This is a genomic window from Rossellomorea sp. RS05 (assembly GCF_039822645.1).
Lineage (GTDB): Bacteria > Bacillota > Bacilli > Bacillales > Bacillaceae_B > Rossellomorea > Rossellomorea marisflavi_B.
Genome location: NZ_JBDKWY010000001.1, coordinates 309,980 through 336,680 on the forward strand (window position 1 = coordinate 309,980; position 26,701 = coordinate 336,680).

General features: G+C 47.5%; 22 protein-coding genes. 20 read left to right on the forward strand and 2 right to left on the reverse strand.

What is annotated here, in order from left to right; all coding sequences use genetic code 11:
- Positions 1-210: 210 nt before the first annotated feature.
- Positions 211-717: a DUF3993 domain-containing protein gene (locus ABJ225_RS01665; protein WP_347318128.1), complete on the forward strand. Its 507-nt coding sequence runs from the start codon at positions 211-213 to the stop codon at positions 715-717.
- A gap of 366 nt (positions 718-1,083) precedes the next feature.
- Here the strand turns inward: ABJ225_RS01665 and ABJ225_RS01670 are convergent, their stop codons facing one another.
- Positions 1,084-1,356 (reverse strand): glutaredoxin domain-containing protein, encoded by a 273-nt coding sequence (locus ABJ225_RS01670; RefSeq protein WP_347318130.1) that lies wholly within the window; start codon positions 1,354-1,356, stop codon positions 1,084-1,086.
- A 224-nt stretch (positions 1,357-1,580) separates the two neighbouring features.
- Here ABJ225_RS01670 and ABJ225_RS01675 point away from each other — a divergent pair, with 224 nt between their 5' ends.
- The 14 genes from ABJ225_RS01675 (at position 1,581) to ABJ225_RS01740 (ending at position 18,333) form a co-directional block, all read left to right on the forward strand.
- Entirely contained in the window at positions 1,581-1,826 is a 246-nt protein-coding gene (locus ABJ225_RS01675; RefSeq protein WP_053427455.1) for a YkuJ family protein, read from the forward strand.
- Positions 1,827-2,068: 242 nt separating this feature from the next.
- Positions 2,069-2,518: a cyclic-di-AMP-binding protein CbpB gene (cbpB, locus tag ABJ225_RS01680; RefSeq protein WP_056537586.1), complete on the forward strand. Its 450-nt coding sequence runs from the start codon at positions 2,069-2,071 to the stop codon at positions 2,516-2,518.
- 117 nt (positions 2,519-2,635) lie between these two features.
- On the forward strand, positions 2,636-3,514 hold the full coding sequence (locus tag ABJ225_RS01685) for a LysR family transcriptional regulator (protein ID WP_218245805.1): 879 nt from the start codon (positions 2,636-2,638) through the stop codon (positions 3,512-3,514).
- 80 nt (positions 3,515-3,594) lie between these two features.
- On the forward strand, positions 3,595-4,305 hold the full coding sequence (dapD, locus tag ABJ225_RS01690; RefSeq protein WP_053427452.1) for a 2,3,4,5-tetrahydropyridine-2,6-dicarboxylate N-acetyltransferase: 711 nt from the start codon (positions 3,595-3,597) through the stop codon (positions 4,303-4,305).
- Positions 4,306-4,360: 55 nt separating this feature from the next.
- A complete protein-coding gene (locus tag ABJ225_RS01695; protein WP_218245806.1) occupies positions 4,361-5,479 on the forward strand; it encodes an N-acetyldiaminopimelate deacetylase in 1,119 nt (372 codons plus the stop codon).
- A gap of 29 nt (positions 5,480-5,508) precedes the next feature.
- Complete coding sequence (locus ABJ225_RS01700; RefSeq protein WP_218245959.1) at positions 5,509-5,913, forward strand: bleomycin resistance protein; 405 nt, start codon at positions 5,509-5,511, stop codon at positions 5,911-5,913.
- Between the two features lie 388 nt (positions 5,914-6,301).
- The gene (locus ABJ225_RS01705) at positions 6,302-8,686 is read left to right on the forward strand and encodes a DUF7408 domain-containing protein (RefSeq protein WP_218245807.1); all 2,385 of its coding nucleotides are present in this window, start codon (positions 6,302-6,304) and stop codon (positions 8,684-8,686) included.
- Positions 8,683-9,618 (forward strand): ABC transporter ATP-binding protein, encoded by a 936-nt coding sequence (locus tag ABJ225_RS01710; protein WP_148985408.1) that lies wholly within the window; start codon positions 8,683-8,685, stop codon positions 9,616-9,618. Before ABJ225_RS01705 ends, ABJ225_RS01710 begins: the two co-directional genes overlap by 4 nt.
- Positions 9,615-10,466, forward strand: a complete 852-nt coding sequence (locus tag ABJ225_RS01715; RefSeq protein ID WP_347318134.1) for an ABC transporter permease — start codon at positions 9,615-9,617, stop codon at positions 10,464-10,466. Before ABJ225_RS01710 ends, ABJ225_RS01715 begins: the two co-directional genes overlap by 4 nt.
- A gap of 4 nt (positions 10,467-10,470) precedes the next feature.
- A complete protein-coding gene (locus tag ABJ225_RS01720; RefSeq protein ID WP_347318136.1) occupies positions 10,471-11,988 on the forward strand; it encodes a hypothetical protein in 1,518 nt (505 codons plus the stop codon).
- 5 nt (positions 11,989-11,993) lie between these two features.
- A complete protein-coding gene (locus tag ABJ225_RS01725; protein WP_056537569.1) occupies positions 11,994-12,980 on the forward strand; it encodes an AAA family ATPase in 987 nt (328 codons plus the stop codon).
- Between the two features lie 5 nt (positions 12,981-12,985).
- Positions 12,986-13,858, forward strand: coding sequence for a DUF58 domain-containing protein (locus ABJ225_RS01730; RefSeq protein WP_347319277.1), 873 nt, complete (start codon positions 12,986-12,988; stop codon positions 13,856-13,858).
- Between the two features lie 4 nt (positions 13,859-13,862).
- Positions 13,863-15,602 carry a vWA domain-containing protein gene (locus ABJ225_RS01735; RefSeq protein WP_347318138.1) on the forward strand — a complete coding sequence of 580 codons (1,740 nt, stop codon included), beginning with the start codon at positions 13,863-13,865 and terminating at the stop codon, positions 15,600-15,602.
- A complete protein-coding gene (locus ABJ225_RS01740) occupies positions 15,583-18,333 on the forward strand; it encodes a VWA domain-containing protein (RefSeq protein WP_347318140.1) in 2,751 nt (916 codons plus the stop codon). The genes ABJ225_RS01735 and ABJ225_RS01740 overlap by 20 nt, the downstream gene beginning before the upstream one ends.
- Before the next feature lie 42 nt (positions 18,334-18,375).
- On the opposite strand, the gene ABJ225_RS01745 is transcribed toward ABJ225_RS01740, so the two are convergent.
- Positions 18,376-19,200, reverse strand: a complete 825-nt coding sequence (locus tag ABJ225_RS01745) for a mechanosensitive ion channel family protein (protein WP_347319279.1) — start codon at positions 19,198-19,200, stop codon at positions 18,376-18,378.
- A 428-nt stretch (positions 19,201-19,628) separates the two neighbouring features.
- On the opposite strand from ABJ225_RS01745, the gene ABJ225_RS01750 reads away from it, so the two are divergent.
- The 5 genes from ABJ225_RS01750 (at position 19,629) to ABJ225_RS01770 (ending at position 26,484) form a co-directional block, all read left to right on the forward strand.
- Positions 19,629-21,383 carry an ABC transporter ATP-binding protein gene (locus ABJ225_RS01750; protein WP_079515888.1) on the forward strand — a complete coding sequence of 585 codons (1,755 nt, stop codon included), beginning with the start codon at positions 19,629-19,631 and terminating at the stop codon, positions 21,381-21,383.
- A 16-nt stretch (positions 21,384-21,399) separates the two neighbouring features.
- A complete protein-coding gene (locus ABJ225_RS01755; RefSeq protein WP_347319281.1) occupies positions 21,400-23,211 on the forward strand; it encodes an ABC transporter ATP-binding protein in 1,812 nt (603 codons plus the stop codon).
- 191 nt (positions 23,212-23,402) lie between these two features.
- Positions 23,403-24,728 carry a cytochrome ubiquinol oxidase subunit I gene (locus tag ABJ225_RS01760; RefSeq protein WP_347319283.1) on the forward strand — a complete coding sequence of 442 codons (1,326 nt, stop codon included), beginning with the start codon at positions 23,403-23,405 and terminating at the stop codon, positions 24,726-24,728.
- Positions 24,729-24,731: 3 nt separating this feature from the next.
- Positions 24,732-25,745: a cytochrome d ubiquinol oxidase subunit II gene (locus ABJ225_RS01765; protein WP_347318142.1), complete on the forward strand. Its 1,014-nt coding sequence runs from the start codon at positions 24,732-24,734 to the stop codon at positions 25,743-25,745.
- Positions 25,746-25,821: 76 nt separating this feature from the next.
- Complete coding sequence (locus tag ABJ225_RS01770) at positions 25,822-26,484, forward strand: potassium channel family protein (RefSeq protein WP_056537547.1); 663 nt, start codon at positions 25,822-25,824, stop codon at positions 26,482-26,484.
- The last annotated feature ends 217 nt before the right edge of the window (positions 26,485-26,701 follow it).

The window sequence follows — 26,701 nt, forward strand, 5'->3', positions numbered from 1 at the left end:
TCCGGCGGGTTGAGGCTCGAGGTCATAAGCCGTGCTGATCAAAAAGGCCAAGAACGCCTTTCCGCTAAGCCCGTCTTATGCTTGTCGCCTCAGAACGACCCGCCTTCGCTTTTCTATGTTTAAATGGCGGGGGATCGGGAAAACAAGAAATAAGCAATTGTCAGACAATGGACAAAAGGTTTGTACCATACATACAAGGAGGAATGGCATATGGTGAGAAAATACTGGTTGATCCTGACGCTTGTCCTTGGGTTGAGTTTGACCGTCGGCACACAGGCCACGGCAATTGGAACGACTGTAGATCAATTGGACGGAAAACAGGCTGTCACCCTGGTGGAAGATGCGTTTGAGGTTCAACGTTCTTTAAGTGAAAAGCCGAGGGAAAAGGCTGACATAGAAGCGATGCTTTCAGATTATTTCACGGATGAACAGGTGAAGGGGTTCATGGAAGAAAACCTTTATCAAGAAGGCGATGGGTATAGTGCATTCGGATCGGATTTTGCCTCTTACTATATTCCTTTCTTTACATTTGATAAAGAAACAAAGGCTGCATTTGATGATGGGCATTGGTACATATGGGAAGTACGATCAGGAGATGAGGAAGGACCTGTTTCCACGGTTCAAGGGGAAGAGGTAGTCAAACTATCCTTTACTGATGGAAAGTGGAAGGTCTCTTCTATCTCATATGAACTTCCGTCAGGAATAAAAGGGAGTTAAAGAAAAGGAGGCTGGGACAAGAGTGTTTAAGTCATAGTAAAATCCGAACTATCTTGCCTGAGATAGTTCGGTTTTTTGATTTGTTTCATGACCAATACTTTTTACTTGTTCCTAGCGGTTGATTGGAGTGCAAGACGAAGACTCCAACGGGAAGAGTAGCTGATGTGAGACCCCGCAGGCTAGCCGAGGAGGCTCACGGGCTACCCGCGGAAAGCGTAGTCTTGCACGGAAATCATGAGCGGTATAAAGAAGCCATACTGATATTGTTCGTCATGACCTTTATTGTTTTGTCCCAATTTCTTTTTCAGTGTTTTAAGGAAAGGCCGGGGGGAGCAAAGGGATGGTCGTGTTGACATAGAATACTGTTTAGGAGAGATCCAGGGCTTGAGCCAACTCCTCCATCTGAAATCCTTTGATCACCTGTTCGTCTACCGTAACGGTTGGTGTAGAATAGCTTTTCAACACGTTCAGCATATAGGACCGGGCGTTTGGTTCTTCTTTGATGTTTACCTCTATGTAGGGGATTTGCTGTTCTTTTAAGTATAATTTCACGATTTCGCAAGGGGGGCACTCGGGTTGAGTATATAAAGTGACAGTCTTCACTCTGATCATCCTCTCTCTCGGGTAATGTGAACCCATTTTACAAGAAGCCAGGTGCCCGTGTAAATCGTGAGGTCTTAGATGGTGGATAAAATTATTTATTGAATATGGACCGGATTAGTGGTTAACTTAGAGAGACCTTTTGGACATGCGTGATAAAAACTCATTGTCTAACAGGGCGTATCATTAGATTTTGCAGGATAGAATCTGTTACAATGCAAAAGCTATGACAAAGAATTAGAACAGGAAAGGAGAGACCTGATATGTCTCAGCTTCTTGGAATTATACAAAGACTAAAGTCTCTGCAAGAACAAGGGGAACAAGGAGAAACACAACAACGATACTTTGAATACAATGGAAAAAAAATCTGTGAGGTACGATACCTTCCAAAGCAGGATACCTTTGAAATCGAAGTAATGAAAGAGAATGGGAGTACATACCCTTTCGATAATATAGACATTACGGCTATCGAGATTTTTGAGCTACTGCAAGAAGCAGTTCAAGAATAAATATGTTGGAAAGGTAACCTGACGGGTTATCTTTTTTCATATCCACACTCCGCTCTTCTTCCTTCAGCTATGATGAACGGTTTTCTTTTCCTCCGATTCCCACAATCCGGCGATCTTTCAATATGCATGGTTCGTTCGTGAAAAATAATATGTAGAAAAGGCTTACAATTTGATTCATACATTTTTCTTCCAGTATGTTAAAATGGTAAGGAATGCATTTTTAAAAAATTGAGGGGTTGTACATGATTTCTTTAAGCAGTAAAGAGTTACTTGAAACAAGTATAAAAGAGTACATCATTCCGTCAGAGAAAGTGGCACACGTCCAAGTAGGTAATTCACTTGAGCACGCACTTTTGTTGTTGACTAGGAGCGGCTATTCATCTATTCCTGTCCTGGATCCCTCCTTCCGCCTTCACGGCCTCATCAGCTCCAGGTTGATTACCGATAATATCCTTGGATTGGAGCGCTTCGAATTTGAGAACCTCGAAGAAAGGAAAGTCGAAAGTGTCATGTCGACGGATCTTTCCACTATCTCCATCGATTCAACGTTCAAGGAAGCCTTCAATCTGCTGATCGATCAGCCGTTTTTATGTGTTGTATCCAGTGAAGGCCACTTTGAGGGCATCATGACCCGCCGTGTCGTGCTGAAGGAGCTAAAAAAACATATATATCAAATGATTCATTCAGGGTGATGATTCGAAGATCGGGGTTCCCCCGGTCTTTTCTTTTGCCCAAATTCATGAGTGTATTATGTAAATGAATCAAAAATACGTTATAATATAAGAAAAACTTATGAATGTGGTGAAGAGATGGCTTTTTCTGAATTTCAGCTGCTCCAGGTTTTGGCACATGAGATGAATATGCGGAAAGCGGCCGAAAGGCTCTTTGTATCTCAGCCTGCCCTTTCTCAGAGGCTGCAGAATATGGAGAAGGACTGGGGCACCAAAATCTTTCTTCGCTCACAGAAGGGCCTCTCCCTGACACCAGCAGGCGAGTTGATTGTGAAGCTTGCAGAAGACGTTCTCCAAAAAGAAGAATCCGTTCGGGAAAAGATCCATGCCCTCGAATCGGAGGTTCATGGGACCCTTAAAATCGCATGCGCTTCAATTGTGGGACAAAACTGGCTTCCGAAAGTGCTTAAACGATTTGTGGAAACCTATCCTCATGCGAAGATTTCCCTGATCACCGGATGGAGTAGTGAAATCCTGAAGGCCATTTATGATAATGAGGTCCATATCGGTATCATCAGGGGGACGCCTGATTGGAAAGGGCAAAAGCACCATCTTTTTGAGGATCCGCTGTTCCTTGTCGACCGGGAAATACAATCCATCGAAGATGTCATGAAGACGGATCGCCCCTTCATTCAGTTCAAAAGCGATTCCAATTACTTTCAAGAGATCCAGGAATGGTGGCTGAAGCATTTTCAGACCACGCCGAAACGAACCATCGTCGTCGATCAGATCGAAACATGCAAACAGATGACACTGAACGGGATCGGATATGCCATTCTCCCGGCAATCACCTTAACGGGAATGGAACAGGACATCTTCAAAATTCCTTTAAAGGATGAGATGGGTGGTTTTATTCATCGCGACACGTGGCTGCTCGGCTATGAGTCGGCCTTCCAGCTCCGTCAGGTTGGGGCGTTTCTGGAAGTAGTGGACGATTTTCTCATTGAAAACCGGTAGGTACGGGTTGTGTTACGTTCTTTATCATGATAAAGTAATTCAAGAACTCTGAATTTACTGCTTATAATGGAGGGATTAAGATGAAAATGATGGATGCCAATGAGATTATTTCGTTCATTCAAAATAGTACCAAGTCAACACCTGTAAAGGTATATGTGAAAGGGAAACTCGAAGGGATTAACTTCGGGGAATCGTCACAAACATTCCTGAATGGTGACAGCGGGGTTGTATTCGGCGAATGGAGTGAGCTTGCCGGGGTACTTGAAGAGCACAAAGAATACATAGAAGATTATGTAGTGGAAAATGACCGCCGGAATTCAGCGATCCCACTTCTTGATATGAAAGGGATCAAAGCCCGTATCGAACCGGGAGCGTTCATCCGTGATCAAGTAGAGATCGGTGACAATGCCGTCATCATGATGGGAGCCGTGATCAATATCGGATCAGTCATCGGTGAGGGTACGATGATCGACATGAATGTTGTCCTCGGAGGACGTGCAACGGTAGGAAAGAACTGCCATATAGGGGCAGGGGCCGTTCTTGCAGGAGTGATCGAGCCGCCATCCGCGAAGCCGGTTGTCATTGAAGATGACGTCGTAATTGGGGCGAATGCCGTCGTGCTTGAAGGCGTGACCGTAGGAAAAGGCGCTGTTGTCGCTGCTGGAGCGATCGTGGTGAAAGATGTTGAACCATATACGGTGGTGGCAGGTTCACCGGCGAAGAAGCTGAAAGATATCGACGCCAAAACAAAATCTAAAACAGAAATTAAACAAGAGCTCAGACAGCTCTGATTCAAAAGAGAACGGACGATTTTTCGTCTGTTCTTTCTTGTAAGGAGGGAATATAATGTCAACTGTCGATTTCAAAATGATCAGGCGTGATCTTCATCAGATCCCGGAGCTTGGATTCCAGGAATTCAAGACTCAGAAATACCTTATGGACTACATTTCGTCCCTCCCAAGGGATCGGTATGAACTTAAGCAGTGGAAGACAGGATTGTTTGTCAAAGTCCGCGGGACCGAGCCGTCTAAGACGATCGGTTTCCGTGCGGATATCGATGGATTGCCCATCACGGAACAAACGGGACTGCCGTTCCCGTCCCGTCATGAAGGTCGTATGCACGCATGCGGACATGACTTCCACATGGCCATCGGACTCGGCATCCTGACTCATTTTGTTCATCATCCCATAAAGGACGATCTTCTCTTCATCTTCCAACCGGCTGAAGAAGGTCCTGGGGGAGCGGAACCAATGCTTCGCAGTGATGAGATGAAGGAGTGGAAACCCGATGTGATTTTTGCCCTCCATATCGCACCGGAGTATGAGGTAGGGGCCATTGCACTGAAGCCCGGTCTTCTTTTCGCCAATACGTCCGAGCTGTTCCTGACCTTCAAAGGGAAGGGGGGGCATGCCGCCTACCCCCATCAAACGAAAGACATGATCGTGGCGGCTTCGGCTTTTGTCACGCAGATGCAAGGAATCGTCTCTCGGAATGTCGATCCGCTGGACAGTGCCGTTATCACGATCGGCAAGATGGAGGCGGGAACCGTTCAAAACATCATTGCAGAGAACGCCCGTCTTGAAGGAACGATCAGGACACTCTCTGAAGCCTCCATGGTAAAGGTCAAGGCGAAGCTTGAGGCACTCATAAAGGGAATTGAGACAACCTACGATTGTTCCATTGATGTCGATTATGGAAGCATGTATCATCAGGTGTATAATGACCCGGCATGCACACAAGATTTCCTGGATTATATTGAGGAGAGCGGAAAAACCGAAGCTGTCATTTGCAAAGAGGCCATGACAGGCGAAGATTTCGGTTACATGCTGAAAGAAATTCCCGGGTTCATGTTCTGGCTTGGTGTTGGATCTCCATATGGACTTCACCATGCGAAGCTTGATCCCGATGAAAAAGCAATTGATCATGCCATTAATCTCATGACCGGCTATATAGGACAGCTATGAAAAAAGGTTCAAATGATGAAATCCTCGCGATGAAAAGTCTGGAGGGCCCCGCACTCGTTCCTGAACTTTCTGTCAGGGATGCATCCGTATCTACAACTTTCTATACGGAGCTGCTCGGCTTTCACATCGTTTATGAACGACAGGATGAAGGCTTTGTTTACTTGTCGATGGGAAAGGCATCCCTCATGCTCGAGGAAGTGAACGGTCATTGGGAGACAGGTGAGTTGGTCCCGCCATTCGGAAGGGGGATGAACCTTCAAATCACGGTGGATTCAATCGAACCGATCTTCAAAAGATTGAAAAAGGAAGGGATTCCGTTGTTCAGGGAACCGTTCGTCTCCGAATATGCTGCTGGGGATGAATGGTTCCGGCAACGGGAGTTCCTTGTGCAAGATCCCGATGGGTATCTCCTGCGATTTGCACAATCCCTCTGATAGGAATGCAAAAAAGCTGGGACAAACGTGTTCTAATCATAGTGAAACCCGAATTCATTTGCGGACAATGAATTCGGGTTTTTTATTTATTTCATGACCATTTATCGTTACTTGTTTCGATCGGTTGATTCGAGTGCAAGACGAAGGCTCTTGCGAGAAGAGTAGCACTCTGCAAGCTTTCCGATGTGACTCACGGGCGACCCAAGGAATGCGAAGTCTTGCACGGAAATCATTAAAGGGATAATCCCAACCTCTTTATGTTTGACTAGATCCTTCAGGTAGGAATCGGCACGATGGAAAATATTTCAGATGATATTAGAAAGAAGAGAAACTTTTTATCGAGTGTTACGTCTAAACCATATAGAGAGAAAGAGAGGGGGAATGGGTCATGAAGAATGTGACCAAGTCGATTGCACTGATTCTATTATGTTTTTGTTTATTCCCGTTATTTCCAACCACATCTTCCGCAGCTGAAGGAATTAAGATCACCGTGGACGAAGGAATTGATGGAAAGGTCAAGGAGGAGCGGGGATTCCCGATCACCGTTACCGTGCAGAATGGAGCCGATCATTTCAAGGGGGATATCGTCTTTGATTACGCTCAATCCTATGAAACCGGAGGGGGGAGAGTGTTGTCCATCGACCTCCCGCCCGGTGAAACCCGCACGTTTTCCTTAACCATTCCGGGGTTTGGAGATCCTTTGAGGGGTAACACGTCAAAGGAGACCATTCACTTATTCCAAGGAGATTGGAATTCCGGAAAGGAAGTGAAGTTCACCGGTGATAAGCGGCTGAATCCAAGTTTTATTTATATGGACTATGCTTCGATCGGTGTATTGAGCAAAGACGCCGATCGCTTGAAATCATTGAAAGCCAGTCAGGTCAACGGCAACAAAGTGGAAGTGTTGAATCTTTCAGAGAAAAATTTCCCGGGAGATGCCACGGGTCTTCAGATGTTCGATTTCATCGTGATCGATGGGTTTGATCTATCGGTATTTTCTAAGAAACAACTGGACGCCTTCAATCGCTGGGTGGATAAAGGAGGCACGGTACTCATTGGAAGTGACGTGAATGCCCAGAAGACCCTGGGTCCACTGGCTGATATCGCTCCCCTCAAGGTGGGCGGAGAACAGACTCTTTCAGACCTGTCTTCCCTGGAAACCCAGGAGAATCTCAAAGTGAATTTCAAAACGCTACCCGCCGTCGAAGGTGAACTGACCCAAGAGGCTGAGGCAGTGATCGGAGAGAAGGAATCACCTCTCCTTGCAAAGAAATCCGTGGGACGAGGTGAAGTCTGGCAGACATCCTTCTTATTGAGTGATTCCCGGCTGAATGACTGGGCGGGCTTCACTCCATGGATCAATGAGTTTTATTCAAAAACCAAATATAGCACCAACTTCTATAACATGGGGGGAAGAGCGCAAGGCTTCTATTATGAGATGGGCATGGTCAATGAACTGTTCCCTTCCAATCAATTCAAGGTCAGCACCCTCATCCTGGTGGTTGCAGTCTATCTGATCCTGGTGATCCCTGTCCTCTACTTCCTGCTCCGTAAGTTGGATAAACGGGAGCAGTCGTGGTGGATCATCCCTACAGTGTCTATCCTTCTGTCTCTCGGGATTTTCCTTACGGGAGCTAAAGACCGCGTGACGAAGCCGCACATGAATCAGATGAGTATCCTTGAAGCGGATGGAAAAGGTGCCGTTCAAGGGATATCAGCGTTCACATTCTTCTCCAACTCGAGTGGTGACTATACCCTCAGTGCAGGGCATAATCTCGAGCTGTATGCCAATAACAGCATGAACGCACCTGAATTCGATCAATACAAGTACGCCCTGGACGAAGTAACAAGGAATACGACGGATACGACGCTGAGAGATGTAGAGTATTGGTCCACGAGGACGGTTATGGGAGATGCCTACAAGAGTGATGCAGGTTCATTCGCCCCAGGACTCACACTGGAAGATAAGACTCTGAAAGGAAGCATAGGCAATGACTTCCCGTATGACTTCGAAGAAGTGTATCTCTGGTCCGGAACACGCACTTATTCCCTTGGAAGCGTGAAAGCGGGGCAGTCCCTCGAAGTGGATCAAAAGGTCTCTGTTGACTATCTCTCGAGCCCGGTCAGCAATAATGCCATTCCACCTTCATTTACAGGTCAGCAAGGTCTGGATGATCAGAGAAAACAATCCCTTGAACAAGTTGCCTCCTTGCTGATGGAAGATGGAACGTCGGGAAATCGGCCAGTCATCTTCGGCTATACGAAGAACGGGGTCGTGGATGTAACCATGAAGGATCGAAAGCCCAAGAAAGATAATCTTTCCCTTGTCTATCAATCCATTCCCTCCTTGGGGGATTTCAACGGACCGTTTTCACTTAAGAATGAGCAGCTTGATATAGAGGTCAAACCGATTGACGGAAAGATCATCGATAACTACTCATGGGGTGGATCCGGAGAAATGGAACTTGAGGATGGCACGTATGAAATGATCCTTAAATTGCCTGAACAAATGAAGGACTCCGACATTTCACTGAATTCATTGAGCATCAGGCAATATCCAGAAACGCCGCTTGAGTTCGCCATGATTGCACCCTCTAACGGGAAGGAAAAGAAACTGGAAGAACAATCAGCCAATACGTTCGAAGTGAAGGATCGTCTGACGGATTATTTGAATGAAGATGGGGAGATTGTCATTAAATTGGTGAAATCCACCCAGGGTGACACCTTTACCCAACTTCCGAAAATCGCACTGAAAGGAGAAGCAAAACAATGATTGAACTTATGAACCTATCAAAATCATATGGCTCCTTTCAAGCGCTGGACGGACTTACCCTGAGTATCGGAAAAGGGACAGTATTTGGTTTTGTCGGTCAGAACGGGGCAGGGAAGTCTACGACATTTTCCATTCTGGCAACCCTCCTTGCACCGACGTCGGGAAGGGCGACAGTGAATGGCTTTGATGTATGTGAAGAACCGAAGTTGGTCAGGCGTCAAATCGGATATATGCCGGATTTCTTCGGGGTTTATGATCAGTTGAAGGCAGAAGAATACCTCGACTTTTACGGTGCGAGCTACAAGATTCCGGCCGATGAGAGGGAGGCCCTCATTCCTCAGCTTCTGGAACTTGTGAATCTTACTCATAAGAAGGATTCCTATGTGGATGAACTTTCAAGGGGGATGAAGCAGAGGCTGTGCCTTGCCAGGTGCCTCATCCATGATCCTGAAGTGCTGATTCTCGATGAACCGGCTTCCGGACTGGACCCGAGGGCAAGAATCGAGATGCGTGAGATTTTAAGAGAGTTGAAGAAAATGGGCAAAACCATCCTTATTTCTTCACATATCCTTCCTGAACTTGCCGAGATGTGTGATGAAATCGGCGTCATCGATAATGGGAAGCTAGTGGCGCATGGCTCCGTCGCAGATATCCAGCAGCAATTGGAGGCGGAAAAAATCATCGAGGTGAAGGTAAGGGGGATGCTTGAAACGGCTGCCTCTTTCTTTGAAGATGATCCGAATCTATCGAGCCTTGAAATGGATGAAGAGAAGAAGACAATCAAATTCCTCTATAAAGGTTCCGAAGTGCAGCAGGCCGAGCTGCTCCGATTGGCGATATTGAATGGGGTTGCGGTCGTCAGCTTCAAGGAGACGGAAACGGATCTTGAAGATGTCTTCATGGAGATCACGAAAGGGGTGAAGCCGTCATGAAGCAACTGTTCATCAATCCGATGCTGAATAAGGAGTTCAAGCTTCGGTTCCGTTCATTCAAATCATTCATCGGGATCTTTTGCTACCTCATGGCCATCAGTATTGTTGTGATCGGTTTCATCTACTTCCAAAGCCGGATGTCCATGAACGGATACTTCCGTCCGAACGAAAGCAGGACGATGTTCATGATTCTATCGTTCCTGCAGATCATTCTGGTCCTATTCATCACGCCCGGCCTTACCGGGGGATTAATATCGGGAGAAAGGGAAAAACAGACGCTGAGCATGCTGCTCACCACTGAACAAAGTTCCACAAGCATCATCCTGAGTAAGTTGGTGTCATCGGTTTCCTATCTGCTACTGCTCATCTTGTCGAGCCTTCCGATATACAGTTTCGTGTTCTTATTCGGAGGGGTTGCACCGACGGATGTACTCATGATTTTCGGATACAGCCTTTTCCTTGTATTCGTTTTCGGGTCATTCGGGATCTTTTTCTCCACGATCCTCCGGAAAACGATTGTCTCCATGGTAACGGCGTACGGAAGCGTCTTGTTCCTCGTAGGGGGATCACTTTTCCTGTTTGCCCTCACCATGGCGCTTACAGGCGTTTCGAGTAACGGTACACCAGCGACAAACCCGATCGCTTACTTCCTGGCCATGTTCAACCCGGGCATTGTTCTCTATAGTCATTTCGAACCGAGTATGATGGATGAAATCCTTTCCATGACGGGCATCTCATTCCCATTGTGGATATCTTTTATCATCACGTACAGCATCCTGGCCATACTTGCTTTGTTCGGAAGCATCAGGAAATTACGTCCTCGGATGAAGACCCGGGCAAGGGGGTAAGCCGATGGAAGGGAAAGTGCAATTCCTTCGAAACCTGAGCCGATTAAGAAAGAAACTGCGGTATGCACAGTTCATCCAACAGTTGCAATGGACCGTGTTCGGTTTAAGTATCCCTGCACTGCTTATAACAGCGGCTGTATGGATCCGTCCCTTCCCATTCTGGAAGAGTTACTTGGCGGGTTTGTGGATCCTGCTGATTTTTGGCATGGTGATTCACCTCTACAGAAGGAGGGCGACCATTGAGCAAAGCGTAAAGATATATGATGAGGCAGAAGGTGAGAACACTATCAGCACGGCCAATGCGGAGCTTGAGGGCAATCATCCGTTGCTTCCTCTTGTCCTGCGGGATGCCCTTGATGCCATGAACAGACATGCAGAGAAGGTACAAGGCCGCCGATACTGGTCGTTCCACACCCGATTGGCGATTGCTGCCCTCCTCCTCTATGGGGGATCTGCCCTGATCCTGACCCAGGGTCACGCATCATTCGAAACGGCAGCAGAATTAAAAAAAAAGAGTGAGATCACAAAAGAATCGGATAAGCGTCTAGAACAAGAAGCAATAAAAGATTCTGTTAAGAAAAAAGAGTTGGCAAAGGAGCTTCAGGAAATCAAAAAAGAAAAGGACCCAGTGGAGCGTCAAAAAGCCATTATGAAAAAGGTAAAAGAAAACAACCTTAAAAAACAAAAGGCGGATCTTTCACTGCGTGAGTTAGAACGGTTCAAGAAGATCGCCGAACAATCGAAGGCGGACGGAGTGGCGAAAGCTCTGAAAAACTTCGACCAAAAAGCACTGAGTAAAGAAGTGAAAGCATTGAGCGATGAACAGCTTGAACAGCTCAAAAAACAACTTGGAAGTGATCCGGAAAAGACACTCTCAGACGCATTGAAGGCGGCTGAAGGGGCTGACAAGGATTCACAAGCACTCGCAAAATGGAGTGAAAATCTATCCAAGGAAGCCGCGGACCTGGCCGCGGACCTTGATGACAAAGACCTTGAAAGCATGAATCTTGCAGATACGGGTGATTCACAGCCACCACAGGAACAGAGTGGTAACCAATCCGATCCGGGATCGGATCAGGAGCCCAAAGATCCGTCTTCTGGAAGCGGCTCAAATGCTCCTGGAAATGGCAATGGGGCAGGAAACGGGAGCGGAAAAGGCAGTGGAGGAGCAAATGGAAGTGGAAATGGTAACGGAACCGGAAATGGCACAGGGAGCGGCAGTGGCTCCGGCTCTGGAAAGGGTGCAGGATTGGGTCAGGGATCAAGAGATCTTTTGACGATACCAGAACGAATGGAAGGGAAGACCAACACAGAGACTGATTCAGGCAAGCTTAACAGGGGAATGAAGGGCGAACAATTCTCTTCTGACGGCCCTGTCAAAAGGGGTTCTGTACGGTCATATGAGGAAGTGTACCAGGACTACTATTCCTCCTATCGCAAAGGTGAAGACCGACAGACGATCCCTAAAGACTTGGAATCTGTGGTGGAATCCTATTTTAGTGAAATTGATCCGGGAGAGTGAAAAGGGTGGACGCAGCAGATAAAGAACTGGCCTATAAACAAGCCATAGAAAAGATTGAACAGGTAAAGAGAGAGGTCGGCCGTTATATCGTCGGCCAGAAGGATATTATCGACACGCTTTTATTGACGATCCTGGCCGGGGGCCATGCCCTACTGGAAGGGCTTCCGGGTCTCGGGAAGACTATGCTTGTGCGCTCCTTATCCGACGTCATGGAACTCAGTTTTTCACGGGTCCAGTTCACACCGGATTTGATGCCGACGGATATTACAGGGACCATGGTGATGAGCCATGACAAGGATGAACCATTCACCTTTCATAGAGGTCCGCTCTTTCATCATTTGGTCCTTGCAGATGAAATCAACCGCTCCACACCGAAGACACAAAGTGCCCTCCTTGAAGCGATGGCCGAACAAACGGTGACGGTAGTGGGAGAGACGATGAAGCTTGAGAAGCCATTCTTCGTTCTCGCTACGCAAAATCCCATTGATCTAGAAGGTACATACCCACTACCTGAGGCTCAAATGGACCGCTTTATGTGCAAATTACTTGTTCCCCATCCTCAAAAAGCGGAGTTGAAGGAAATCGTCCGACGAACCACGGGGACAGAAGAAATCCACTTGCAATCCGTCATGGACCGGGCCGAGCTGCTGGCTATACAAAGGCTGGTAAAAGAAATCATGGTCGGCGATGAAGTATTGGACTTTGCCATTTTACTTGTGGAGTCGACACACCCTGATCGGGAATCTTCGTCAGAGCTCGTCAAGCAGTATATCGAATATGGAAGCGGGCCGCGTGGGCTTCAAAACCTCATCCTGATGGCGAAGGCACGAGCATTGGTCAGCGGGAGATATCACGTTTCCATCGGAGACATCAAGCAGACGGCCATCCCGGTGCTCAGGCATCGGATTTCATTGAACTTCGAGGCGGAGGCAATGAATGTGAAAGAAGATGAGATCCTGATGGACCTCATCAAAAGGGGAGCAGGCTCTTGAAGCCCATGTTAAGTCCGCAATTCCTATCACAACTCAAGAGGCATCGGTTAAACCCTTCACGGATCAGCACCGGTCAGCATAAAGGCGCCAGGACATCGACCCGGCACGGGAGTTCACTTGAATTCTCGGACTATCAGATGTATGAACTTGGTGACGATGTGAGGCAGATTGATTGGAACGTCTATGCAAGGACAGAAAAGGTATATGTGAAGCGATATCTGGATGAGCGGGAAGTATCTATCAGCTTATACCTGGATTGTACTGAATCAATGAGAACCGAGTCCGTAAAGTGGGAGCGGGCGACGGAGCTCACGGCATCCCTTGCTTATATGATCCTCTCCTCCGATGACCGTCTGAGCCTCCATTTGGTGGGACAACAGGCAGTTCCGTTGAAGAAGAAGGGGACGCGGGATGCGAAGGGAATCCTGCACTCCATGGGAAATGTGCAGAACGATCCAGGTGAAAGGGATAGTCGAACACCGTTCATGCGTTCCCTGAAAGGGAGGCAGCGGTCAAAGAGCTCTGTCACGATATTGATCACGGATGCGCTTGAACCTCTGTCAGAAATATACGAAGCGTTGAAGTGGCTTTCTTCCAAGAAGGAAAGGGTATATTTCATCCAACTCCTCCATGAAGACGAGATTTCCCCACCCTATACGGGTGACTGGAAGCTGAAGGACAGTGAGCGGGGTGAAGAAATTGATGTATCCTTTCAGCATTCTGTCATCGATCGCTACCTTGAAACCCTTCATTCGCACAACGAGGCAATCGAACGGGAGTGCAAGCGCTTTGGCTTTACATATAGGAACCTCATTTCTTCACAGCCGGTCAATGAAATGGTGCTGAAGGATCTGAAGATGTCCGGAATGGTGAGGTGAGGGCATGGGCATTCAATATCCATTCTATGCCCTGATGGGGCTGTTTCTGATCGCTGTTGTCCTCATGTACTTCTTCAGGAAGCGGTACGACATGAAAGTCGTATCATCGAATCTATTGTGGAATCAAGCGATGAACGAGTGGCAATCATCACCCTGGTTCCATAAACTTCAGCGGAATCTCTTGCTGTTCCTGCAGCTTCTTATTCTGACCTTGCTTATCTTTTCACTGATGAAACCCTATTTGACCAGCTTTTCAGGGACCAGGGGTCATACCGTCATCCTCATGGATACATCCACTTCCATGAAAGCGGTGGAAGGTGGAGTCACCCAGTTTGATCTTGCCAAGAAGGGAGCAGAGGGTGTAATTGAGAAAGCTGGAGGCCCCGTGACGATCCTTGGCGTGGGGAAGAATATTACGATAGTGATATCCGAAGAGGAGAATAAACGGATGTCTTTGAAAGCATTGAATGAGCTCGAAATGACAAATGATCACGAGGATATGCAGAAGGCCATTCAGATGGCACTTGCCATTGCAGGAGCCGGGGACGTTCATTTATTCAGTGATGCTGTTACAAAAAGCATGTTTAAAGACCTTCGAACGGATGCCACGGTCACGGTACACAAGATGATCGAGAATCCCGTCAATATTAGTATCAGAAGCTTTGGAATCAAGGAGAACGGGGGAAAGATGGAAGGTGTTGTAACCATTTCAAATCAAGGTGGTGAAGACCGGAAGGGGACGCTGATCATCCATGGGGGATCGACCGTCGTGCATCAGGGTGCTGTGACCATTCCCTCCGGGGAAGACGTCACCATCCCACTTTCAGATTTTCCCCTGGAAGAAACGTATTCCGCTGAGATCCGTGTGGACGATGATTTTCATGATGATAATGTCATGACGGCTCTTAATATGAGTTCATCTCCTGAAATTTATGCGATGGGAGACATCAATCCGTTCATCATCAAAGGATTTCAGGCATTGGGAATGAATGTGAATACAGTGGAAGAAGCATCCATCCTTGATGATAATGGAATCCTAATCGCCTCCTCACAGGATGCAGAACAAACCGGGTTGCCGGTCCTGATCGTCCCGGATGAAGCAGAAAAGGGAAGGAAGATAGGGGGTACGGTCTCTTCAAAGACGGATCATCCCTTGCTTCGCTATGCCGACGTTGAAAAAATCTTTGTAGAAAAAGCGATGGACCACAACATCTCCGGACTTTCAACGATTGCGGAGCAAGATCGTGTTCCCCTCCTGCAAGCCGGTGAAATCAAAGGCAAAAAAATGGTCCTGATGAATTTTCAGGTGAAGGATTCAGATTTTCCGCTATACCCAGGCTTTCCGATTTTTTTATACAATGTCTACCATTACCTGGGTGATAATCAGCAGGTGATCGGAAACTTCCTGCCGGGTGAAAGACGGACCCTCCAGACAGAGGGTACATGGGATCTCTACAGCATGAACCAGGATTACATCGGTGAGTGGAAAATGGGCACCACCTTCACTGCACCAATCGAACCGGGAATCTACCAGGCTGTTCGTGGTGAGGATGTGAAGTATTTTTCTGTAAGCATTGATGATAGAGAAAAGATGATTGGAAAAGGGGAATCGTTCACAATGAGTGGAAAGGGTGTGGAAGGAAAAAGCGCTCCTTCTTCCATCACTTCCTGGTTTCTGGCGCTTGCCGTCCTTTTCTTATTCATAGAGTGGGAGGTGTATAGACGTGGGAATCAACATTCATGAGCCATTATGGTTTTTACTGGTTCTCCCTGTTATCGCTGTCCTGTATCTGTATGTTAAGCGAGGAAGGTTCAACAAAGAGAAGCGGATGATCATGATCATCAGGTGCCTGACGTTTCTGCTGTTGATCACGGCCTTGACGGATCCTTATCTGACACTGCCCCAAAAAGGGAAGAATGTGATATTCCTTGCTGATCGTTCTGCATCAATCAACGATAGCGCTGATGACATGATGGTTGCCATCGAAGATCAGGTTACGAAGAAAAAAGAAACTGATGCCTACGGTATCGTGTCATTTGCCAAGGGTGCAGCACTTGAACAAAGTCTTTCTTCCAAGGAAAGTGAAGTCCCCGGGTTCTCTGGGGAGGTCGGAGAAGACGAAACAAATATTCAGAACGGCCTCGAGTATGCATCGAATCTATTGGGCTCATCCAATGGGGGAAGGATCGTCCTCTATAGCGATGGAATCGAAACCCTCGGAGCAGGCGAGGATATCATCCCTAAACTGAAGGACAATGGAATCGAGGTAGATTGGGTGAAGCGTCCTTCCAATGGGCAAGACGACGTAGCCGTGACATCCGTCAACTCCCCTGCTTTACAATATAAAGGGGAGGAGGCGACTGTGAGTGTCACACTCCACAGTACCACCCAGACAAGCGTCGACCTGCAGCTTGACCTTAACGGGAATAAGATTGCTAGAAAGCAGGTCAAGGTTCAAGAGGGCAACAATGAATTCGAGTTCCAACATACTGTTGACGAGACAGGAATGCTCGTTTATCGAGCAGAGATCTACTCGGATACGGATGCAAGACCGGAGAATAACCAGCTGAGTTCCATAGCGAGGGCCGAAGGGGATCCCCTCGTTCTCCTTGTCCATGATGACGGGAAGAAGAGTAGGTTGGAGGAACAGTTGAAGTCTGCGGGATTCAGGGTCGAGGCACTTCAATCCTCACAGCTTCCCGACAAACTCAGCTCCTATCTTGATTATCAAACGATTCTATTTGACAATGTCGCTGCCACGGATATACCTGAAGAGAAGATGAACCTGATGGAGCAAGCCGTGAAGGAATTCGGAAGGGGTTTTATCATGTTTGGCGGGGATGAAAGCTTTGCTCTGGGTGGTTACTTCAAGACACCGATTGAGAAGCTGTTGCCCGTAGACATGGAGGTCAAAGGGAAAAAAGAACTTCCTTCACTGGGACTGGTCCTCGTCATCGATCGCTCGGGGAGCATGGATGGACAGAAGCTTTCCCTTGCGAAGGAAGCTGCTGCGAGGACTGTTTCCCTCTTAAGGGAGAAAGACACGCTGGGGGTACTCGCATTCGATGACCGGCCGTGGGAGATCGTCCCGACCGAACCGATCAAAGACCGGAAAAAAGCGGAAGAGAAAATACGTACCATTTCACCGGGTGGGGGAACGAACATCTATCCTTCTCTTGAAGAAGCGTATGTTAGCCTGCAAGACAAGCCGCTGAAGAGGAAGCATATCATCCTCCTGACAGATGGGCAGTCGGCGGCAGGGGGCGATTATGATACACTGATCGAAGGTGGGTTATCGAAGGGGGTCACCCTTTCCACAGTGGCCATAGGTTCGGATGCAGACAGGTATCTCTTGGAGGATCTCTCACAGATGGGGAATGGCCGATTTTACGATGTGGTGGATGCATCGGTCATTCCAAGCATCCTCACCAGGGAGACCGTGATCACGACAAGGACTTATATAGAAGATCATCCTTTCTACCCCACCATTCAATCGAGCAAATGGCAAAAGCTTTTCGAGGGCGGTATGCCTCGAATGAATGCCTACATCGCCACCAGTCCTAAGGATTCTGCACAGGTGGAATTGGCGAGCGACAAGAAAGACCCTATTCTCGCCACGTGGAGGTATGGGCTGGGAACCACCTTTGCCTTCACCTCTGACACAAAGGGGCAGTGGGCGGGCGATTTTGCATCATGGAAAGGCTGGCCGGAGTTCATCAACCAATTGGTTACACGTTCGTTCCCCAGTATCCAATCTAGTCCCTATTCCATCGAGTTGGACGGAAGTGGTGAGAAGACAAAGCTCCTTCTCACTTCGCCTGATAGCGGGACCATGCCTTTGTCCGTCTCTGTGTTGGCTGAGGATGGGAAGCAGGTAGAAGCCACCTCAAGGATCCTTTCACCGGGCGTTCACGAAGTGGAATTCAATGAGAGGCTATCGCCAGGGGTATACAGCATGAGCATCGGAGATCAAGCCCTGAATCAGGCGTATGAAACCGGCTTTGCCGTCCCGTATTCAGAGGAGTATTCTTATCAGGGGGGATCGGCCAGGACAGTGGAAGCCATTGTAAAGGAGACCGGAGGAAAGACGTACGATTCGGGAATAGACGCGTTCAGATCTATGAACGATCGACCGTATAATGAACAGTCCATTCGGACATTCCTTATTCTCGTAGCATTCCTGCTCTTCTTTGCGGAGGTCGCTCTTAGACGATTTGGTTTGCCTATTGCCTTAGCCACATTCGGAGAAAAATTTGGGAGGAAGGTTCAGAAGAATAATGGACCGGAAGCAACGAGAAGAAGGCCTGCAAAAGACTTGGATGATACACATTTAAGACGCGAGGAATCCGTGCCTGTCATGCAGGATGAACCGGAGCCTTCAGCCAAACCGAAACTGAAACCGAAACCGCAAGTCCATCATGATCCTGACAGGATGAAAAGGCTGCTCGATGCCAAAAACCGAAGGAATAAATGATGATCAAAAAAAGCGAAGGGAAATGATCCCTTCGCTTTTTGCTTACTGTTCTTTTTTCTCGATGAAGACCTGATGAGGGAATGGGATGTCGATGCCGTGGCGATCGAAGGCTTCTTTGATCCCTTTGCGTATTTTTCTTTCGACTCCCCATTGCTCCATATTCTTCGTTTTGCAGAGGACCCTCAGGACAACATCCGAGTCACCGAGGTTCTGGACGCCGACCACATTCGGACCTTCAACGATATTTTCGTCTTCTGCCGCCAGTCTGTCGCACACTTCCTGCATGATCACGATGGCTTCATCAATATTGTCATCATAGGAGATGCCGATATCGACAAGGGCACGCATATTGCCGCGCGAGTGATTGCTGACGCTTGATATTTCACGATTCGGTACATAATTGAGGGTACCATCGAATCCCCTTATATGGGTTGTCCTCAACCCGACTTCTTCCACGATCCCATCGAACCCGCCAGTTGTCACATAGTCACCGACATCGACCTGTTTCTCCAATAGAATAAAGAATCCAGTCACGATATCGCTCACGAGGCCCTGTGCACCGAATCCGACGGCTAAACCGACAATTCCAGCCCCAGCGAGGATCGCGGTCACTTGAATGCCGAAGATCTGAAGGATGGTAACGAAAAAGATAAAAATAAGAACATAACCGATGATATTCTTCGTGAGACTCTGGAGGGTCTGGGCCCGTCCGGTCGACACATCATTCCTTTTACTGTAGCGATCAAAGGCGCGCGTGATGATTTTATTGGCAGCCCCTTTGATTACAAGGAAAGCGATCCAGATGGCGATGATTTGGATGGCTCCGATGCCGATCTTCATAAGAAGTGTATTCCAATCGAAGTCCATGATTTTTCCTACTGCACTGTTTCCTAGTATGTAATTCAAGCAAAAACATCCTTTCTGTGTAAATGGTGAACTTTTATAGTATACACAATGGGGTCCGGGTTATGTCAAAGGGTGATTTGCCATAAACCCCTTTCTATATTCCCTATTCCGTTTGACGGTAAACGGTTCGAGGGGAGGGATCCCTTTTGTGAAGACAAATAAGGAATAGGAACAGATCAAAACGCAAGGTCGTGAAAAGGGAAGAACGGCATATCATTCCCTCCGTCATCCGACCGATTCCTTTCCAGACAGAAAAGATTATAATGAGGTTGCTCCACAAAAGAAGGACAATTTCAAAAAAACAAAAAAATGTGAAAAAAGGGTAGATAAATATTTCGAAACTCGATATATTTAGTAATGCACTGTTTTTTACTGAAGGGAGAGAATACATGGATACGTTTAAGAAATTAAAAGATTTTTACTGGCCGTACAAGTCGCAATTCCTCATCTCGATGATTTTCCTCATCTTTGTCACGGGTATCACCGTCGTGTACCCGATCATCCTTCAAATCACCATCGATGATGTTATTCTAAAAGGCGACTATCAGTGGATTCCTTACCTTGCCTTCGGTTTTATCGGAATCATGGCACTGAAGGGGATCGGCACGTTCATTCAGCAGTACTTCGGAGATCTGTTCGGGATTACTTCGGTATATCGCCTTCGCAATGAGCTGTACCAAAAGCTGCAATTCCTTCCTTTCAGCTACTATGATAATGCGAAGACTGGTGACCTCATGTCGAGGTTGACTGCCGATGTAGAAGCATTCAGGTTTTTCCTTTCATTCGGCTTTTCGGAACTACTCCGTTTTTTCCTATTGGTGTCCGTCAGTTTTTGTGTGATGTTCTACTATTCTCCTTCCCTGACATTCGTCACGTTGGCGACCCTCCCATTCCTGGCGGTTTCGGTATTTAAGTTCGATAAGGCCGTCCATCCTGCTTTCAGGGGGATCAGGAAATCATTCGGGAAATTAAACACGAATGTCCAGGAAAATATCAGCGGGATCAATACGGTCAAATCCCTTTCAAGGGAAGAATTCCAGAACGGTAAGTTCAATCGTTCAAACGGGGACTACAAGGATAAATATCTCTTCACCTCTGATATCTGGGCGAAATATTTCCCACTGATGGAGTTTCTGGGCAATGTGAGTGTCATCCTGCTTCTCGGTTATGGAGGATACCTCGTGATGAATGGGAACCTTGCCCCTGGTGAACTGGTTGCCTTCTACAGCCTGGTCTGGTATATCATCTGGCCGATCATGAATCTAGGATTCACCATCAATCAGTTCTCTCAATCGAAAGCTTCTGGAGAGAGGCTACTTGAGATCCTTGAGGTCGATGAGAAAATCAAGGACGGTGTACATGCGGTTGAAGCAACACGCATGAAAGGGGAAGTAAGATTCGAAGATGTTTCCTTCCATTATAATGACCTCGATGAAGATGCCGCCCTGGAGTCCATTACATTCAACGCACCACCCGGTAGGATCGTAGGACTGATCGGCGGGACCGGTTCAGGTAAATCAAGCGTCATTCAGCTTTTGACACGATTTTACGAGCCTCAGGAAGGGAGGATCACCATAGATGGGATGGATATCCGTGACTATTCCATCAAGTCCCTTCGTCAGAACATCGGCGTCGTGCTCCAAGAATCGTTCCTGTTTTCTTCCACCATCAGGTCGAATATCGCGTATGGGCGTCCTGAAGCGTCTCAGGAAGACGTAGAGAAGGCCGCAAAGCTTGCTCAGGCCCATGACTTCATCATGACTCTTCCCGATGGATATGAGACAAAGCTAGGGGAGAGGGGGCTCGGTCTGTCTGGGGGTCAGAAACAGCGGATCGCCATTGCGAGGGCCATCTGCCTCGACCCTTCTATCCTTGTTCTTGACGATGCCACATCGGCGGTGGACATGGAAACGGAATTCCGTATTCAAAAAGCACTGAAGAACGTCATGTCCGACCGGACGACATTCATCATTGCCCATAGGATTTCTTCACTGAAGCACGCTGATGAAATCCTGGTTCTTGAAAATGGGAGAGTGGCGGAGCGGGGTAGACATGAGGACCTCCTTGCCAACAACGGTCCTTATCAGCGCATCTATGATATTCAATACAAAGACCAAAAGAAAATTCTGCAGGCTGGGAGGTGATGAGTGTATGACAAAGATGAAAAATGACAAAAAAGTGATGGACCGGTTCCACTACTCAACCGATCAAGTAATCGACAAACCATTCAACTGGGGACAGCTTTCGCGGCTACTGACGTATCTGAAACCGTATTCCAAGAAGCTGTTGCCTTTGTCCATCCTGACGGTCCTGATCACAACGGCCGTCAGATTGATCATTCCGATTCTGATCGGGGTGTATACGCTGGATAAAGCCATCCGCCAGAAGGATGGGAATCTGTTGATGACCTTGATCGGTGTGATAGCCGGACTCTATGTGCTCAGTTACTTCGCCAACATCCTCAGGATACGATGGATGAATCAGTTGGGCCAAGGCGTGATCTATGACCTGCGCAAGCATCTGTTCAGTCACGTGCAAAGCCTGTCTCACCGATTCTTCGACCAGCGCTCAGCCGGCTCGATCCTTGTCAGGATCATGAACGACATCAACTCGCTTCAAGAATTATTTACAAACGGGGTCATCAATCTATTGATGGATATCATCCTACTTGCAGGGATCATCGTCCTCCTGTTCACTCTAAGCCCAGAGCTCACCCTTGCCGTCATGGTCATCCTTCCAATCATGTTCTTCATTTCCACCACGTTGAGGAAGAACATCCGAAAATCATGGCAGCTGGTGCGGCTCAAACAAGCAAAGCTCAATTCCCACTTGAATGAGAGCATCCAAGGGGTCAGGGTGACACAAGCCTTCACCCAGGAGCGTGAAAACATGGCGTTCTTCGATGGAATCAATACGGAGAACTTCGAGAGCTGGAGAACGGCCACCAAAAAGAATGCCATCTTCAGACCACTGGTTGAAATGACCAACGCCGTTGGTACGGCCGTTTTGATCTGGTATGGTGCCCATCTGATACAGTCTGGTTCTTTGCAACTGGGAGAATTCGTTTCCTTCGCTTTTTACCTAGGCATGTTCTGGGAGCCGATTTCGCGTCTCGGGCAGGTGTATAATCAACTGTTGATCGGGATGGCTTCATCAGAGAGGATCTTTGAATTCCTTGATGAAAAGCCGATTGTTCATGAGAAGGACGAGGCCATTTCCATGAAAGAAATCGCTGGTCATATCCAGTTCAACGATGTGGAGTTTTCTTATGATGATAAGCGAAAGGCCCTTCAAGGCATCAATCTCGAGATGAAGGCCGGTCAGACCGTAGCCCTTGTGGGACATACGGGATCAGGAAAAACGACGATCGCCAATTTGATCAGTCGTTTCTATGATCCGACGGCGGGAGCGGTCACAATCGATGGGAATGACTTAAGGGATGTATCGGTGGCGAGCCTGCGTAACCAGATCTCCATCGTTCTACAAGATACGTTCATATTCTCGGGAACGATCATGGATAATATCCGGTTCGGACGTCCCGATGCGACAGATGAAGAAGTTCGACTCGCTGCGGAAGCGATCGGAGCGGACAATTTCATCGGGAAACTCGCCAATGGCTATGAGACCGAAGTTGAAGAACGTGGAAACGTTCTATCTGTGGGGGAAAGGCAGCTTCTTTCTTTCGCGAGAGCCCTGCTTGCCAATCCCCGCATCATCATTTTGGATGAGGCAACGGCGTCCATCGATACGGAAACCGAGGTGAAAATCCAATCGGCCTTGAAAAAATTATTGAACGGCCGTACAGCCATCATCATCGCCCACAGGCTTTCTACTATCAGGGACTCTGATAATATCTTCGTTCTTGATAACGGAAGAATAAAAGAAAGTGGGAACCATGATCAGCTGATGGAACAGAGAGGGGATTATTACGACCTCGTAGAATCACAGTTCCGAATGATCGAAGCGATATAAAAGAAACATCCCTGGCCGGTCTGGCAGGGATGTTTTTTTTTACCTATGAGAGGGAAATGGTACCATAACATCGAATACAGTTAGTTTGTGAAGTTTGTCACAAAATAGTCATGTTCACTAATTCACATACTCTTGGTTTGTTTTATAATAAGGGTATAACGTACGAGGGGGAATCAGTTTTGGATAGCGTCATGATCAGTAGATTGCTTACATCGAGTACATTGATCTTCCACATCATTTTTGCAACGATCGGGGTAGGGATGCCCATAATGATCGCCATCGCAGAGTTTATAGGGATAAAGAAGAACGATAATCACTATCTCCTTCTGGCCCGAAGATGGGCAAGGGGGTTCACCATTACTGTTGCTGTGGGGGTCGTTACAGGAACGGCCATCGGTCTGCAGCTTTCATTGCTATGGCCGTCATTTATGAAAGTGGCAGGTCAAATCATTGCCCTACCGCTTTTCATGGAAACGTTCGCCTTCTTCTTTGAAGCTATATTTCTTGGAATTTTCCTTTATACGTGGGACCGGTTCAAAGGAAAGTGGACCCATTGGTTCCTCAATCTGCCCATTATGATCGGTTCTTCGGCTTCGGCCTTATTCATTACGACCGTCAATGCGTTCATGAATACGCCTCAAGGGTTCGAGCTCAAGGACGGCAAAGCAATTGAAATCGACCCGATTGCAGCCATGCTGAATCCTGCTACCCCTACCAAGGTCTTTCATGTGCTTACGACGTCTTATATGACTATGGCCTTTATCCTTGCAGCCATCGCCGCCTATTCCATCCTTATGAAAAAAGGGGGGGACTATCATAAAAAGGCACTTCGGATGACTATGACAGCGGCATTGGTCTTTTCACTTGGAGCAGCTCTTGCAGGTGATCTTTCCGCAAAATTCCTTGCGGAGTATCAGCCGGAGAAGCTTGCAGCAGGTGAATGGCATTTTGAAACAGAGAAAAATGCAGATCTCATTGTCTTTGGCACGATCGATGAAAATAATGAAATCTCCAATGAGATCCGACTGCCAGGATTCTTGAGCTTTCTTGCAGGCAGTTCATTCGATACGGAAGTCATCGGCCTGAACGATTTTCCCGAAGATGAACGACCACCCCTCTGGATACACTATATGTTCGATGGGATGGTGTCGATTGGGATGTTCAGTATTTTCATCAGCTTCCTATTCGTCCTCCTGTGGAAATGGAAGAAGGGGAATGAATTCAATAAGCCCCTCCTTTGGGGAATCGTTGCGAGTGGGCCACTTGCCATGCTGGCCATTGAATTCGGCTGGATCTACGCAGAAGTCGGAAGACAGCCTTGGATCCTCAGGGGATATATGAAGATTGCCGAGGCAGCCACCCATGCAGATGGCGTCGCTTGGATTTTCGCCATGTTCCTCGCCCTTTACTTGATGCTCGGCATCTTGTGTGTGGTGGTACTCATCAGGATGTTCAAAAACAAACCTGCAGAAGCGGAACTTGAGAAAAGGTTCCCAGCCGACCGGAAGGAGGAATAGGATATGAGTTTGGAAGTGATCGGGATTTCCGTCCTGTGGATCTTTTTGTATGGATATCTCATTGTAGCATCAATCGATTTCGGTGCCGGTTTCTTTGCCTTCTATGCCCGGATGAAAGGGAAGGAACACACGATGAATGCGCTCATCAGCAGATATCTGTCACCCGTATGGGAGGTGACCAACGTATTTTTCGTGTTTTTCTTCGTCGGTCTGGTCGGATTCTTTCCGGATACCGCTTATTATTACGGGACGGCCCTCCTCATCCCGGGAAGCGTGGCCATCATCCTCCTCGCAATACGCGGAAGCTTTTACGCATTCAGTAACTACGGATCGAAGGAAAATATAGGTTACTTGTTCATTTACGGGGCCACGGGGTTGTTGATACCGGCGTCTTTATCCACGGCGCTCACCATATCCGAAGGTGGCTTCCTAAAGGAAACCGATGACGGCGTGACATTCCTGGCCGGAAAGCTTCTGACCAGTCCCTACTCATGGAGTGTCGTATTTATGTCAATCGTTTCAGTCCTATTCATTTCAGCGGCATTTTTGACTTACTATGCCAATAGGGCAGGGGATATGGCTTCCAGGGAGATTTTGAGGAAATTTGCCCTTTTCTGGAGCCCACCTACGATCATTGCGAGCCTATGGGTTTTCTGGTCATTGAAGAATCACAACGAAGAGCATTTTATGAATGCGATGGGTATTTGGTGGATGTTCGGCCTATCCCTATTATTCTTTGCTCTCGCCACATGGCTTATCTATCGCCGCAAACAATTCGGCCTAGCATTCATTTCGGTCATGCTTCAATTCTTTTTCGCTTTCTTCGGGTACGGTGCCTCCCATTTGCCGTATATCCTGAAGCCTTTTATCACCATCGGTTCAAGTGTAACGAACGAAGTGATGGGGACGGCCCTCATCATCGTATTCATTGCCGGCTTGCTGTTGCTGATCCCATCCCTGTATCTGTTGATGCGCCTGTTTTTATTCGACGCAGATTATGTGAAAGGGAAAAAATAAGCCCCGGGCGGTAGATCAAACATATTCACCTGGTTTTTATGCTAAAATAAGGATAGCAAAATAGGGGGTATGGGAGATGAAAAAAGAGTTTGTTGTCATCGGTTTGGGTCGTTTCGGAGGGAGCATCGTACGCTCCCTCGCCGAGCAGGGGATGGAGGTGATGGCCATCGATATGGATGAGGATAAGGTGAATGAATTTTCCACCACCGCTTCACACGCTGTCGTGGCGGATTCCACCGACGAGTCGGTGCTCAAGAGCCTCGGGATCCGCAACTTCGATCACGTGATTGTTGCCATCGGGGATAATATACAGTCAAGCATACTCACCACCATCATGCTGAAGGAGATCGGTGTGAAGAAGATCACCGTCAAGGCTCAGAATGATTACCATGAAAAGGTCCTGAGGAAGATCGGTGCCAATCAGGTGGTTCACCCTGAGAGGGATATGGGTAGAAGGATCGCCCATAATATCGTTTCGAATAATGTACTGGATTACCTTGAACTGTCGGACGAACATTCCATCGTCGAGCTTGTTGCCAATGAGAAGCTCAGCGGGAACAGCTTGATCGACCTCGATATCCGCGCAAAATACGGGATCAATATCGTGGCAATCAAAAGGGACCGGGATATCATCGTGTCTCCCCAGGCCGAAGAAGAGATACAGGAAGGGGATATTCTCATCGTGATCGGAGCGGACACCGATATCAACCGCTTTGAAAAAAAGATCCTGTGGACATAAAGCGTATAGTAAAAGGATGGCCGACTGCTTACGCGGGCCATCCTTCTTTTGATAGGGGACTTGAGCATATAAAAAGTGACTATGTAATGACGAACACAATCAGTGTAGTTGATACCACTCATGAAACAAATGAAAAATCCGGACTACTTTTCCCCATCTGAGGGGGAAAGTAGTCCGGATTTTATTATGACTTAAGCACGTGTGTCTCAGGCTCTAT

Bases quoted from the DNA above. Each gene is read 5' to 3' on its own strand.
- ABJ225_RS01670 (WP_347318130.1), bottom strand. From the start codon at position 1,356: ATGGGTTCACATTACCCGAGAGAGAGGATGATCAGAGTGAAGACTGTC.
- ABJ225_RS01735 (WP_347318138.1), top strand. From the start codon at position 13,863: ATGGGCATTCAATATCCATTCTATGCCCTGATGGGGCTGTTTCTGATC.
- ABJ225_RS01720 (WP_347318136.1), top strand. From the start codon at position 10,471: ATGGAAGGGAAAGTGCAATTCCTTCGAAACCTGAGCCGATTAAGAAAG.
- ABJ225_RS01700 (WP_218245959.1), top strand. From the start codon at position 5,509: ATGAAAAGTCTGGAGGGCCCCGCACTCGTTCCTGAACTTTCTGTCAGG.
- ABJ225_RS01750 (WP_079515888.1), top strand. From the start codon at position 19,629: ATGGATACGTTTAAGAAATTAAAAGATTTTTACTGGCCGTACAAGTCG.
- ABJ225_RS01710 (WP_148985408.1), top strand. From the start codon at position 8,683: ATGATTGAACTTATGAACCTATCAAAATCATATGGCTCCTTTCAAGCG.
- dapD (WP_053427452.1), top strand. From the start codon at position 3,595: ATGAAAATGATGGATGCCAATGAGATTATTTCGTTCATTCAAAATAGT.
- ABJ225_RS01695 (WP_218245806.1), top strand. From the start codon at position 4,361: ATGTCAACTGTCGATTTCAAAATGATCAGGCGTGATCTTCATCAGATC.
- ABJ225_RS01760 (WP_347319283.1), top strand. From the start codon at position 23,403: ATGATCAGTAGATTGCTTACATCGAGTACATTGATCTTCCACATCATT.
- ABJ225_RS01745 (WP_347319279.1), bottom strand. From the start codon at position 19,200: ATGGACTTCGATTGGAATACACTTCTTATGAAGATCGGCATCGGAGCC.
- ABJ225_RS01685 (WP_218245805.1), top strand. From the start codon at position 2,636: ATGGCTTTTTCTGAATTTCAGCTGCTCCAGGTTTTGGCACATGAGATG.
- ABJ225_RS01665 (WP_347318128.1), top strand. From the start codon at position 211: ATGGTGAGAAAATACTGGTTGATCCTGACGCTTGTCCTTGGGTTGAGT.
- ABJ225_RS01770 (WP_056537547.1), top strand. From the start codon at position 25,822: ATGAAAAAAGAGTTTGTTGTCATCGGTTTGGGTCGTTTCGGAGGGAGC.
- ABJ225_RS01730 (WP_347319277.1), top strand. From the start codon at position 12,986: ATGTTAAGTCCGCAATTCCTATCACAACTCAAGAGGCATCGGTTAAAC.
- ABJ225_RS01705 (WP_218245807.1), top strand. From the start codon at position 6,302: ATGAAGAATGTGACCAAGTCGATTGCACTGATTCTATTATGTTTTTGT.
- cbpB (WP_056537586.1), top strand. From the start codon at position 2,069: ATGATTTCTTTAAGCAGTAAAGAGTTACTTGAAACAAGTATAAAAGAG.
- ABJ225_RS01755 (WP_347319281.1), top strand. From the start codon at position 21,400: ATGAAAAATGACAAAAAAGTGATGGACCGGTTCCACTACTCAACCGAT.
- ABJ225_RS01675 (WP_053427455.1), top strand. From the start codon at position 1,581: ATGTCTCAGCTTCTTGGAATTATACAAAGACTAAAGTCTCTGCAAGAA.
- ABJ225_RS01715 (WP_347318134.1), top strand. From the start codon at position 9,615: ATGAAGCAACTGTTCATCAATCCGATGCTGAATAAGGAGTTCAAGCTT.
- ABJ225_RS01765 (WP_347318142.1), top strand. From the start codon at position 24,732: ATGAGTTTGGAAGTGATCGGGATTTCCGTCCTGTGGATCTTTTTGTAT.